The sequence below is a fragment of the Arthrobacter sp. Y3225209 genome (assembly GCF_059090685.1).
Genome location: NZ_JBNHFW010000023.1, coordinates 44,231 through 55,992, shown reverse-complemented (window position 1 = coordinate 55,992; position 11,762 = coordinate 44,231). Strand labels below are relative to the sequence as shown.

General features: G+C 67.0%; 12 protein-coding genes. 7 read left to right on the top strand and 5 right to left on the bottom strand.

The genetic code is table 11. The annotated features are described in order from the left end of the window. On the top strand, window positions 1-764 hold a 764-nt coding region (locus AC5RVB_RS12770; RefSeq protein ID WP_494142866.1), incomplete at its 5' end, for a class I SAM-dependent DNA methyltransferase. Continuing rightward, the gene (locus AC5RVB_RS12765; protein WP_494142865.1) at window positions 761-1,453 is read left to right on the top strand and encodes a glycosyltransferase family 2 protein; all 693 of its coding nucleotides are present in this window, start codon (window positions 761-763) and stop codon (window positions 1,451-1,453) included. The genes AC5RVB_RS12770 and AC5RVB_RS12765, both read left to right, overlap by 4 nt. A gap of 88 nt (window positions 1,454-1,541) precedes the next feature. Here AC5RVB_RS12765 and AC5RVB_RS12760 read toward each other — a convergent pair whose 3' ends face one another. Continuing rightward, entirely contained in the window at window positions 1,542-2,573 is a 1,032-nt protein-coding gene (locus AC5RVB_RS12760) for an isopenicillin N synthase family dioxygenase (protein WP_227904872.1), read from the bottom strand. Window positions 2,574-2,723: 150 nt separating this feature from the next. On the opposite strand from AC5RVB_RS12760, the gene AC5RVB_RS12755 reads away from it, so the two are divergent. Continuing rightward, entirely contained in the window at window positions 2,724-3,236 is a 513-nt protein-coding gene (locus AC5RVB_RS12755; RefSeq protein ID WP_290245843.1) for a glutathione peroxidase, read from the top strand. 6 nt (window positions 3,237-3,242) lie between these two features. On the opposite strand, the gene AC5RVB_RS12750 is transcribed toward AC5RVB_RS12755, so the two are convergent. Continuing rightward, on the bottom strand, window positions 3,243-4,142 hold the full coding sequence (locus AC5RVB_RS12750) for a hypothetical protein (protein ID WP_494142864.1): 900 nt from the start codon (window positions 4,140-4,142) through the stop codon (window positions 3,243-3,245). A gap of 145 nt (window positions 4,143-4,287) precedes the next feature. Between AC5RVB_RS12750 and AC5RVB_RS12745 the strand changes: the two genes are divergently transcribed. Both AC5RVB_RS12745 and AC5RVB_RS12740 read left to right on the top strand, forming a co-directional pair. Then, window positions 4,288-4,587, top strand: coding sequence for a type II toxin-antitoxin system VapB family antitoxin (locus tag AC5RVB_RS12745; RefSeq protein WP_227904874.1), 300 nt, complete (start codon window positions 4,288-4,290; stop codon window positions 4,585-4,587). Further along, on the top strand, window positions 4,580-5,263 hold the full coding sequence (locus tag AC5RVB_RS12740; protein WP_494142863.1) for a LytR C-terminal domain-containing protein: 684 nt from the start codon (window positions 4,580-4,582) through the stop codon (window positions 5,261-5,263). The genes AC5RVB_RS12745 and AC5RVB_RS12740 overlap by 8 nt, the downstream gene beginning before the upstream one ends. Window positions 5,264-5,290: 27 nt before the next feature. Here the strand turns inward: AC5RVB_RS12740 and AC5RVB_RS12735 are convergent, their stop codons facing one another. The 3 genes from AC5RVB_RS12735 to aceA all read right to left on the bottom strand — a co-directional run bounded on the left by AC5RVB_RS12735 (window position 5,291) and on the right by aceA (window position 9,153). Beyond that, a complete protein-coding gene (locus AC5RVB_RS12735) occupies window positions 5,291-6,007 on the bottom strand; it encodes a DsbA family oxidoreductase (protein WP_494142862.1) in 717 nt (238 codons plus the stop codon). A 120-nt stretch (window positions 6,008-6,127) separates the two neighbouring features. Beyond that, a complete protein-coding gene (gene aceB, locus AC5RVB_RS12730) occupies window positions 6,128-7,759 on the bottom strand; it encodes a malate synthase A (protein WP_227904881.1) in 1,632 nt (543 codons plus the stop codon). Window positions 7,760-7,854: 95 nt separating this feature from the next. Next, window positions 7,855-9,153, bottom strand: coding sequence for an isocitrate lyase (gene aceA, locus AC5RVB_RS12725; protein WP_494142861.1), 1,299 nt, complete (start codon window positions 9,151-9,153; stop codon window positions 7,855-7,857). Between the two features lie 147 nt (window positions 9,154-9,300). Here aceA and AC5RVB_RS12720 point away from each other — a divergent pair, with 147 nt between their 5' ends. Next, complete coding sequence (locus AC5RVB_RS12720) at window positions 9,301-10,818, top strand: helix-turn-helix transcriptional regulator (protein ID WP_227904886.1); 1,518 nt, start codon at window positions 9,301-9,303, stop codon at window positions 10,816-10,818. 33 nt (window positions 10,819-10,851) lie between these two features. Continuing rightward, window positions 10,852-11,736, top strand: a complete 885-nt coding sequence (locus AC5RVB_RS12715) for an Fpg/Nei family DNA glycosylase (RefSeq protein ID WP_290245847.1) — start codon at window positions 10,852-10,854, stop codon at window positions 11,734-11,736. The last annotated feature ends 26 nt before the right edge of the window (window positions 11,737-11,762 follow it).

The following is an 11,762-nucleotide window of genomic DNA, read 5'->3' as shown; positions in this document are numbered from 1 at the left end:
TCGCCCTGCCCCGGGACGCCGCTGCAGCCAAGGCCGCGGCAATGGGGGAGCACCGCAGCCAGGTGGCTCCGCTTTCGGACCGGCCGGGGGACGAGGCGCTCCTGGCGCCGGAGGTCCTGGCGCACTTCGAGCGCCCCTTCGAAACCTTCATCGTGACCGTACCGCGGACCGGCAAGCAGGTTTTCGAGGACCTCTATGCCTCCTCGCCGGACCCCTGGAACTTCGGAGACAGCTTCTACGAACGGCGCAAACGGGAGCTGACCCTGGCCCTGCTGCCCCGGGAACGGTTCGGCCGCGTCTTTGAACCCGGCTGCTCCATCGGCGTGCTCACCGAAGAGCTGGCCCGGCGCGCGGACAGCGTCACCGCCATGGACATTTCCGCGCGGGCCCTGGAACTGGCCCGGCAGCGGATCGGGGCGGACCAGCGGATCCGGTTTAGCCAGGGCTCCATTCCCGAGGACTGGCCGGAGGGCAGCTTCGATCTGGTGGTCCTCTCCGAGATCGGCTATTTCCTCACCCGGGAGCAGCTGCGCGAAACGGTCCAGCGGGCGGCGGCCGCCCTGGACCGAGACGGCGTGCTGCTGCTCTGCCACTGGCGGCATCCGATCCGGGACTGGCCGATGGACGCGGACGAGGTGCACGAGGTGTTCCGCGCCGGCAGCGGCCTGGAACTGCTGGCTGAACACTCTGAAGCCGACTTCCGCATCGACGTGCTGGTACATCCGCCGGCCCGGTCCGTGGCAGAACGCGAAGGGCTGCTGTGACCCGGCCGCACGTCGGCGTCGTCATTCCTGCCCGCAATGAGGAACAGCTGCTGCCCCGCTGCCTGGCTGCAGTGGCCGCCGCCGTGGCGGCACTAAAGGGCCGGGTTGTCCCCGCGGAGGTGAGCGTGGCCGTGGTGCTTGACTCCTGTACCGACGGCTCCGCCCGGGCGGCTGCGCAGGCGGGCCGGCGGCTGGGCCTGGACCTGCACCTGCTGCAGACGGATGCGGGGTCGGTGGGTGCGGCCCGTCATGTTGGCACCGCCGCCATGCTTGGGCTTGGTGCGCAGTGGATTGCCGTCACGGACGCGGACACTGTGGTGCCGGCCAGTTGGCTGGTCATTCAGCTGGGCTTCGCCGACGCCGGCTATGAGCTGGTCCTGGGCACCGTGGAGCCTGACGCCGCTGACCTCAGCGCGGAGCACCTGGCACGCTGGCATGCCGAACACCGGCTGACCGAAGGCCACCCCCACATCCACGGGGCGAACATGGCCTTCTCCGCACGTGCCTACACCGCCGCCGGCGGCTTCGAACCCCTGCACGTCCACGAAGACGTCCAGCTGGTCTCACGGATCCGGGCCGCCGGGGCAGGCTGGACCGCCACCGACAGGATGCGGGCGGTCACCTCCGGTCGGCTGGACGGGCGGGTACCGGCCGGCTTTTCCGGCTACCTGCGCCGGCTCGGGGCCTGAGCTTCCGCACCGGCAGGAAAACGCCGACGGCGCCGCCCGGCGGAGAGGCCGGGCAGCGCCGTCGGCGCGGTGGTCCTGGAAACAGGGCCTACTTGCCCGCCACCAGCTCCGGGTGGTGCAGCTTGGCCACCTGCGGGTGGGCACGCAGCCAGCCCTTAAGCACGTTGGCGCCGTAGGAGGCCAGCATGGGGTTGTCCGGATCATCAGAGATCCCGCGGGACTGACCGGCCAGCGCCGGCGGCAGCTGCACCGGGTCAATGACGGCGTCCAGCCGCGGGGACCAGAAGAACGGAATGGCGTACCGGTCCACGCCCGGTGCCGGTGCCAGCACCCGGTGGATGGTGGCCGAGAGGTAGCCCTGGGTGGCTACCTCCAGCATCTCGCCCAGGTTCACCACCAGGGCGCCGGGGATGGGTTCCACCGGGATCCAGGTGTCGGACTCGTGCGGCTTCACTTCCAGCCCGCCCACCGAATCCTGCAGCAGCAGCGTGACGAAACCGTAGTCGGCGTGCGAGCCAACTCCCTGCGTGCCCGCTTCCTTCACCACACCGCCCACGTAGTGGATGAGCTTGGCCATCCAGGCCGGGGTGCCCTCAAACGGTTCGGTGAAGTGGTCCTCCGGCAGCTCCAGGGACACGGCGATGGCGGCGAGCAGCTCCGCACCCACCTCGGACATCCGCTCGGCCCAGGCCATGGACGTGCTGCGCAGCTCGGGCAGTACCTCGTCCGGGAACAGGTTCGGGCCCTGCACCAGCCAGTACGGCTGATCGGCCGGGTAGTCCGCGGCAGGCTCGCGTTCCGGTCCGAAGTCCACCTGTTCACGCGAATCCGGGCGGCCGCGGGTGATTTCGGTGCCGAGCCGGGTGTAGCCGCGGAAGTGCGGGGACTTGCGGTTGTCCAGGGCAAGCCGGTCCTCCAGGGGGAGGTCGAAGAACCGCTTGGTCACACTGAACAGGTCCTCCACCATCGCTTCGCCGGCACCGTAGCCAACGAGCTGGAAGAAGCCGATCCGGTGCGTCGCATCGCGCAGCTGGTCAATGAATTCGGGGTTGAAGGAGCCGTCGGCATTGCGGGCCGTGCTCAGGTCAAGAACAGGAATTGACTCGGGAATCGCACTCATTCCGGCAACGTATCACCGGGCCGAGTCAACTCTGAACCGAATGTTACGAAGTGCTATCCGCCACTCTCCCAACCCGCTGCGGATAACCGGAATTGGGTGTCCGGTCCGCTGATGCGATGAAATGGGAGCACGTCAACGGAAAGGCACACCGTGCAGAACAGCACCGAGAACAGCACCCTCTACGGGATTCCCCTGACCCTTCTGGACGGCACCGAAACCACGTTCGGGGACCTGTTCCGCGGCAAGGCCGTGCTGGTGGTCAACGTGGCGTCGCGCTGCGGATACACGCAGCAGTACGAAGGGCTGCAGGCCCTCTACGAGACCTACCAGCACCGGAACTTCGCCGTCCTTGGTGTGCCCAGCAACCAGTTCGCCGGGCAGGAACCGGGCACGGCAGAGGACATCGCCGAGTTCTGCTCGCGCAACTACGGCGTGAGCTTCCCGCTCGCGGCCAAGACCGACGTCAACGGACCCGCCCGGCACCCGCTCTACGCCGAGCTGACGAAGTTCCGCGACGGGGACCTGGGTGAGGAGATCGGCTGGAACTTCGAGAAGTTCCTGGTTACCGATTCCGGTGAGGTGGTGGGCCGCTTCGCCTCCGCCGTCGCTCCCGGCGCCCCGGAAATCCAGGAGTCCGTGGAGGCCGTACTGCGCCTCGAGTAGGCAGGCTCAGAGAACGACGGCGTCGTCCGCAGCCTCGCCCGCGGCCATCGCCACCCAGCGCTCAAAGTAAAGCGCGCCGGCGTCGTCGTGGATCAGGGACCCGGCCGTGAGGACCGGATAGTCCGTCTCCGGCACGCCGTCCGCGGGCCGGACGTCCACGTGCGCCACCTCAAAGCCCAGCCTGGACAGCTCATCCGCCATGGCGTAGTCGGTGCGGGAATCGCCCACGGTGCGCCAGGTGCGCGGCACCTCTGTGCCCTCCGCTTCAAGCATCGCCAGGGCCCGGCGCGCACCCAGGTCCTTGCCCACCCCCACGGCTTCAATGTCGGTGGAGATGATGGTCGGGTCAATCCGGAAGGACACGTTCCCGGCGGCATCGGGAAGGGTGCGGTCCAGCCGCTGCCCGCCCAGGCCCGCCAGCCCCAGCTGCTCCAGCGCGTCGGCGTCGAACAGGCCCTGCTCGGAGAGGTAGTCGGCATTGTCCACGTGTACGTGCTGTTCCACGGACAGCATGGCCAGCTTGGTCTCGTCGAAGAACATGGTCCGCGAGTACTTCTCTTCCACCAGATTGCGGATTGTTTCGGCGTAATCGCCGGGGACCTTCAGCTCCGGATCCACCTGCGGCTGGTCCGGGCCGGTTCCGTCGAAGGAGAACCAGACCGCGCCCTTCTCACAGACGGCATGGACCCGGACGCCCTCCGGCAGCCCGGCAGCGATCATGGGCTGCATGACCTGCTGCCGGATGAAGTCATCGGAGCGTCCGGTGTTGAAGATAACGGGCCAGCCGGCCACGGCCAGCGAGACCAGGTCGCGGATGATGGCCGGGCGGACGGTCCTGGAGACAGGGCTGGCAACGGGGCCGTCGACGTCGAGCAGGAGACCTAGGCGGGGAGCGGAGAAGTTCACCACTCCAGTATCGCGTCTTTGGCGGAGTCCCGAGTGCGGGCAGGCACGGCGGCGGGAGGTGAAAGAGTGCCAATCTGGCATTCTGACGGGCCCGCGCCCGAGCGTCGCTGTTTCTTTGGGTGCCGTTGTTCTTTACTCTGTACTAGTGATCTTCAAAGCTGTTGGCGACGTACGCCCCTACCCTGACCATGGATACGTAACACCGAAGGACTGGGCGGCTGTACCTCCCCGGCAGGTTCGGCTGGATGAGTTGGTAACTACGAAGGCCACGCTGGACCTTGGTGCACTGCTGGCCGAGGATTCCACCTTTTTCGGAGACCTGTTCCCGCACGTCGTCCAATGGAAGGGCACCATGTATCTCGAAGACGGACTGCACCGGGCCGTACGGACGGCCCTCCACCAGCGGACTATCCTGCACGCACGCGTGCTGGTCCTCGATGACTAACAAGCCTCCCGACGAAGCTCCCGACGGCACGCCCGTTGAGGATGATTCGAGGGAATGGCACGGTCACCGGATCATTACCGGCGGCGAACTGGACGAGGTGTTTGCGCCGTCCGACGAGCCGGAACTGATCCAGCGGTCAGCACGTCGGCGGCGGCTGCATACCGCGGTGCTGGGGTTCCTGGCTTTCCTGCTGCTGCTGGCGGTGGTGCTGGCGCAGGGACTGGTATCCGGCTGGGTGCGGCTGCCCGCTGCAGAGGCGCCCACTGCCCAGGCAGGCCCGGTGGACGAATGTCCGGCCGGGCCTTTTCCGTATCTGGACCCGGCCACGGTGAGCATCAATATCTACAACTCGACGGCGGCGCCGGGCCTGGCCGGCAGCGTGGCCACGGATCTGGGGGACAGGGGCTTCCAGATAGGCACCGTGGGCAACTCCAGCGTGAACCGGGCCGGGATGACGGCGCTGGTGCTGTCCGGGACCTCCGGCTTCGCCGCCGCCTACACAGTCCAGCAGCACATTCCCGGCACCCAGTATGTGCACGATGACCGGACGGACGCGTCCGTGGACGTGGTGATCGGCTCCGGGTATGAAAACCTGCAGCCGGCCGAACAGGCAGTGGCCGCCGGTCCCGGGCCGCTCAGCTGTCCCGGCGCGGATACCGCACCTGCCGCGGGGTAGCCGGGGCCCCGGCACCTGGCTGCGGTCCTAGCTGCAGCCGTCCGGGCCGCAGGCCGGACCGTCGGCGGAGCCGGAGGCGGGCGTGAGGTTAACCAGCGGGTGTGACTCCTGCCAGGCCTGCTCCAGCGCCGAGGAGAACAGGTCCGCGGGCTGGGCCCCGGAGATGCCGTACTTCTCATCCAGGACAAAGAACGGCACCCCGCTGATCCCCAGGGCGCGTGCCTGCGCGATGTCCGCGTTCACGGCGTCGGTGTATTCGTCGGAGGCAAGCATGGCCTGCACCCGCCCGGCGTCGAGTCCCAGACCGGCACCGATCTCCGCGAGGGTTTCCGCCGAACCGATGTCGCGGCCCTTCTCAAAGTGGGCCGAGAGCAGTGCTTCCTTGGCGGCGTCGGCGGCTGCGTTGCCGCCTTCGGCACGGGCAAGGTGGATCAGCCGGTGCGCGGAGAAGCTGTTCGCCACCACCAGGGAGTCATAGTCATAGGACAGGCCCTCGCCGGCGGCCTGGACGGTGACCTGTTCGAGCATGCCGGCAAGCTGTTCGGGATCAATGCCCTTGCGCTCGCTGAGGTACTGGACCTCGGTGCCGTCATAGTGCTCAGGCAGGGTGGGATCAAGCTGGAAGCTGTGCCACTGCACTTCCACCTCGTCCCGGTGCGGGAAGGTGGCCAGTGCGGCTTCGAAGCGGCGCTTGCCGATGTAGCACCACGGGCAGGCAATGTCGGACCAGATATCAATCTTCATACCCTCTGCAACGCGGAAAGGACCGGGTGCCATTCCCGCACGGCCTGAGCCTATGCGGAAACGGTCCCGGTCCTTTCCTGTGCGGATACTGAGGCGGTATCCGCACCTGCCCCCCAGGGGCTACGCCGCGGCCAGTTCCCGCGCTTCGTGCAGGAAACGGGCGTAGGCGGGCACGGTGAGGAAGGTGGGGAAGTGTTCCCCGCAGGCTACTTCCTCAAAGAGCTCGCGGGCGTCGTTGAAACGGTCGCCCTCGAAACGCTGCAGGTTGTCGAACTCCTCATCCAGCAGTTCCTCCACCCAGTGGTGGGTAACAATCTCGCCCTCGTCGGTCACCGCGGAGGTGTGGATCCACTGCCAGATCTGCGAACGGGAGATTTCGGCGGTGGCCGCATCCTCCATCAGGTTGTTGATGGCCGCTGCGCCGTTGCCGCGCAGCCAGGACTCGATGTAGCGGATGCCCACCTCGATGTTGCTGCGGATGCCGGCCTCCGTGATGACGCCGGGGGTGGAGGCAACGTCCAGCAGTGCCTTGTCATTGGGCACTACGTCCTCGCGGGTGCGCTCCAGCTGGTTGGGGCGGTCGCCGAGCACGCCGTCGAACACCTCCATGGCCACCGGCACCAGGTCCGGGTGAGCCACCCAGGAACCGTCGAAACCGTCGCCGGCCTCGCGGGTCTTGTCGGCGCGCACCTTCTCCATGGCGACGTCGTTGGCTGCGGCGTCCTTGCGGTTCGGGATGAAGGCGGCCATGCCGCCGATGGCGTGTGCCCCGCGGCGGTGGCAGGCACGAACCAGCTGCTCGGTGTAGGCACGCATGAACGGCGCGGTCATGGTCACCATGTTGCGGTCCGGCAGGACAAACCGGGGTCCGCGGGTGCGGAAGTTCTTGATCACCGAGAAGATGTAGTCCCAGCGGCCGGCGTTCAGGCCGGCGGCGTGGTCCCGCAGTTCGTAGAGGATTTCCTCCATCTCGAAGGCGGCGGTGATGGTTTCGATCAGTACCGTGGCGCGGATGGTGCCCTGCGGGATGCCCAGCAGGTCCTGGGCCAGGACAAAGATGTCATTCCACAGGCGGGCTTCGAGGTGGTTCTCGATCTTCGGCAGGTAGAAGTAGGGGCCGCGGCCCTGGCTGATCAGCCGCTGGGCGTTGTGGAAGAAGTACAGGCCGAAGTCCACAATGCCGCCGGCAATGGGGGTGTTGTCGATCAGCATGTGCTTTTCCGGCAGGTGCCAGCCGCGCGGGCGGACCACAATGGTGGGCAGGTCGGTGAGAGAGGCGCCCTGCACCCGGTATTCCTTGCCCTCCGGGGAGGTGAAGTCGATGCGGCGGTCCAGGGCATCGCGCAGGTTCAGCTGGCCGTTGACCACGTTGGACCAGGACGGGGTGGAGGAATCCTCCATGTCCGCCAGCCAGACCTTGGCACCGGAGTTCAGGGCGTTGATGGTCATCTTGCGGTCCACCGGGCCGGTGATTTCCACGCGGCGGTCCTCCAGGCCGGGAGCGGTGGGTGCCACGCGCCAGGACTCATCCTCGCGGATGTGCCGGGTCTCGGCCAGGAAAGCGGGATCCGCGCCATTGGAGATCTGCTGGCGGCGGGCCTGGCGCTGCTGAAGGAGTTCCTGCCGGCGGGTGGCCGTGGCCCGGTGCAGCGCCTTGACGAAGTCCAATGCCTGCGGAGTCAGAATTTCCTCCTGCCGCCGCACTGCGGGAGCGGTGAGGGAAATGCCGTTCAGGGTGATGGGGTCATTCATGGCGTTCTCCTTGGGGTGATTCAAAGCTGTGGGGTGATCCGGCGGGGGCCGGCGGCCGGTGTGGCCGCCAGCCCCCGCCGGCTAAATAGCCGGGGTTAGTGGAACTGGCTGGACTCCGTGGAGCCGGCCAGGGCCAGGGTGCTGCCTTCAGGGTTCAGTGCGGTGGAGATGGCATCGAAGTAGCCGGTGCCGACCTCGCGCTGGTGCTTGGTGGCGGTGTAGCCGCGGGACTCGGAACCGAATTCCTTCTCCTGCAGTTCCACGTAGGCGCTCATGCCGCTGCGTGCGTAGCCGTGGGCCAGATCGAACATGGAGTAGTTCAAGGCATGGAAGCCGGCCAGGGTGATGAACTGGAACTTGAAGCCCATGGCACCGAGTTCGCGCTGGAACTTGGCGATGGTGTCGTCATCCAGGTGCTTCTTCCAGTTGAAGGACGGCGAGCAGTTGTAGGCCAGCATCTGGTCCGGGAACTCGGACCGGACGGCTTCAGCGAACTTGCGGGCCATTTCCAGGTCCGGGGTGCCGGTTTCCATCCAGATCAGGTCCGAATAGGGAGCGTAGGCCTTGGCCCGGGCGATGCAGGGCTCAATGCCGTTGCGGACCTTGTAGAAGCCTTCGGCAGTGCGCTCGCCGGTGATGAATTCGGAGTCGCGCTCGTCGACGTCGGAAGTGATCAGCGTGGCGGCCTCGGCGTCGGTGCGGGCGATCACCACGGTGGGGGTACCGGCGACGTCGGCCGCGAGGCGGGCGGCGTTAAGGGTGCGGATGTGCTGGCCGGTGGGGATCAGGACCTTGCCGCCGAGGTGGCCGCACTTCTTCTCCGAAGCGAGCTGGTCTTCCCAGTGCACGCCCGAGGCGCCGGACTGGATCATGGACTTCATGAGCTCGTAGGCGTTCAGCGGGCCGCCGAAGCCGGCTTCGGCATCGGCCACGATCGGCACCAGGTAGTCATCCACGCTCTGGATGCCTTCGGCGAACTCGATCTGGTCGGCACGCAGCAGGGCATTGTTGATGCGGCGGACCACGGTGGGCACGGAGTTGGCGGGGTACAGGGACTGGTCCGGGTAGGTGTGGCCGGAGTTGTTGGCATCGGCTGCCACCTGCCAGCCGGAGAGGTAGATGGCCTTCAGGCCGGCCTTGACCTGCTGCACTGCCTGGTTGCCGGTGAGGGCGCCCAGTGCGTTGGTGTAGCCTTCGTCGCCGGCGTTGCGGAGCTGGTCCCAGAGCTTCTCGGCACCGCGGCGGGCCAGGGTGTGCTCTTCCTGGACGCGGCCGCGCAGCTTGACGACATCTTCGGCGGTGTAGTCGCGCTCAATGCCTTCCCAGCGGGGATCGGTGGCCCATTCCTGGGTGAGCTGTTCTGCCGTGGGGGCGTTGTTCTGGTCCTGGCTCATTACTAAATCTCCTCGAATTCATCTCACTCGTTCCGGTCCGCTTCAAACCGGAATTTCCTGCTGTGAACTAAGCCTGTGCCAACAACAACCCCTCTTCTAGGGTTTTTCTATGGAAAGAAATGCGTTTCTTCGCGTATTGTGAAAAACGTGACGAGTGCAACATGGAACCGGCCCAGTCCCGAGCCCCGCAAGCGCGGATCGGCCGCCGGAAAGCAGTCCGCAGGCGACTCCGACCGCACGCTGGATGTGATCAGCCTGGGCCGCCGGGTGCGGCATCTGCGCAAGGCCAAGGGGATGACCCTCGATGATCTGGGCGCCGCCGTCGGAACCGTCGCCTCCCAGCTGTCCCTGATCGAAAACGGGAAACGCGAACCCAAGCTCGGCATGATGCAGGCGCTGGCAGCCGCCCTGGACGTCAGCATCGATTCCCTGTTGGGCGCCGAGCCGCCCAGCCGGCGGGCGGCACTGGAAATTGAACTGGAGCGGGCGCAGCGCGGCCCCCTCTATGCCTCGCTCGGCCTGCCCAAGGTGCGGATCGGCTCCCGGCTGCCGTTGGACGTGCTGGAATCCTTGGTCGGGCTGCAGGCCGAGCTGGAGCGCCGGCTCAACGAACAGGTGGCCACTCCAGAGGAGGCCCGCCGGGCCAACGGCGAACTGCGGGCCATGATGCGCGAGCGGAACAACTACTTTCCCGAATACGAGGCCGAGGCGCAGAAGGTGCTGGATTCGGTGGGGCACACCTCCGGCCCGCTGTCCCAGCACGTGATCGCGGACATCGCCGCGCACCTGGGGTTCAGCCTGCACCACGTGAATGACCTGCCGCACTCCACCCGCTCCGTGACGGACCTGAAGAACCGGCGCATCTACCTCACCCAGTCCCAGCGCTCGGACCACGATCCGCGCTCGGTGCTGCTGCAGGCACTGGGCCATTACGTGCTGCAGCACCAGACTCCCAGCAGCTATGGCGAATTCCTTAGCCAGCGGGTGGCCACCAACTACTTTGCCGCCGCGCTGCTGTTGCCGGAGAAAGCCACGGTGGAGTTCCTGCAGCGGGCCAAGGCCGCGAAGGAAATAGCTGTGGAGGACATCCGCGATGCTTTTGCGGTGTCCTATGAAACCGCGGCGCACCGCTTTACCAACCTCGCCACCGAGCATCTGGGCATCCCCACCCATTTCCAGAAGGTGCACGAGAGCGGGATTGTCTACAAGGCGTATGAGAATGACGGCGTGACGTTCCCGGCGGACCACACCGGCGCCATTGAGGGCCAGCCGATCTGCCGCTATTGGACCTCGCGGGAGGTCTTCTCCGTGCCGGACCAGTTCAGCGCGTTCAACCAGTACACCGACACCCCGGCCGGCACGTACTGGTGCACGGCCCGGGTGGAACGCGGCTCGGCGGGGAAGTTCTCCGTAAGCATCGGGCTGCCGTACCAGCATGTGAAGTGGTTCCGCGGCCGGGACACCACCGAACGGTCCAAGTCCCGTTGCCCGGATCCGGACTGCTGCCGCACGCCGCCAGGCGAGCTGTCCTCGGAATGGTCCGGCTTCGCCTGGCCCAGCGCCCGGGCGCACTCGCACCTGCTGGCGGCACTGCCGCCCGGCGCCTTCCCGGGAGTGGACGAGACCGAGGTGTATTCCTTCCTACAGTCCCATTCCGAGCAGTGACGCTGCCCCCGGCCACGGATTAGGGTAGGTGCCATGCCCGAGATGCCCGAAGTGCAGGGACTCGTTGATTTCCTGCGGACCAAGCTGCTGCCCGCCGACGCGCCCCCGGCCGTGGTCTCCGATGTGGAGGTGCTCTCCTTCTCCGTGCTGAAAACGGCCGGGGTTCCGGTGGAGGAACTGCGAGAACAGCCGGTGCAGGGTGTGGAGCGGCAGGGGAAATTCATCATCCTTTCCGCCGGCGGCGTGCACCTGGTGATGCACCTGGCCAAGGCGGGGTGGCTCCGCTGGTCTGATGCCCTCAAACCGGGACGGCTGCGGCCCGGCAAGGGGGCCATGGCGCTGCGGGTGCGGTTCGCCGCCGACGACGCCGGCAAGGAACCCGGATTCGATCTCACCGAGGCCGGCACCCGGAAATCCCTGGCGGTCTACCTGGTGCGGAATCTGGAGGAAGTGCCCGGCATTGCGCGGCTGGGACCGGAAGCGCTGGACGTTGGCTTTGATGACTTTGCCGCACTGCTCGCCGGCCACTCCGGACAGGTCAAGGGGCTGCTGCGGGACCAGTCGGTGATTGCCGGGATCGGCAACGCGTACAGCGACGAGATCCTGCACGCGGCACGCCTGTCACCGTTCGCCAATGCCGCGAAGCTGGACGCCGACGACGCCGGGCGGCTGTTCGTGGCCATGCGCACCACCCTGGAGGAAGCGATCGCCACGGCCTCCGGACGGCCGGCGTCGGCGCTGAAGGATTCCAAGCGTAAGGCGTTGCGGGTCCATGCCCGGACCGGCGAACCCTGTCCGGTGTGCGGGGATACGGTCCGCGAGGTGTCCTTCGCGGACTCCTCCCTGCAGTACTGCCCCACCTGCCAGACCGGCGGGAAGATCCTGGCGGACCGGCGGATGTCCAAGCTGCAGAAGTAGGCCCTCGCAGGCAAAGGCAAGGCACA

What these genes read in the sequence shown, in the direction of transcription:
- AC5RVB_RS12760 (WP_227904872.1), bottom strand. Translation starts at nt 2,573, where the DNA reads ATGAGTGCGATTCCCGAGTCAATTCCTGTTCTTGACCTGAGCACGGCC.
- AC5RVB_RS12740 (WP_494142863.1), top strand. Translation starts at nt 4,580, where the DNA reads ATGACTAACAAGCCTCCCGACGAAGCTCCCGACGGCACGCCCGTTGAG.
- AC5RVB_RS12735 (WP_494142862.1), bottom strand. Translation starts at nt 6,007, where the DNA reads ATGAAGATTGATATCTGGTCCGACATTGCCTGCCCGTGGTGCTACATC.
- aceB (WP_227904881.1), bottom strand. Translation starts at nt 7,759, where the DNA reads ATGAATGACCCCATCACCCTGAACGGCATTTCCCTCACCGCTCCCGCA.
- aceA (WP_494142861.1), bottom strand. Translation starts at nt 9,153, where the DNA reads ATGAGCCAGGACCAGAACAACGCCCCCACGGCAGAACAGCTCACCCAG.
- AC5RVB_RS12715 (WP_290245847.1), top strand. Translation starts at nt 10,852, where the DNA reads ATGCCCGAGATGCCCGAAGTGCAGGGACTCGTTGATTTCCTGCGGACC.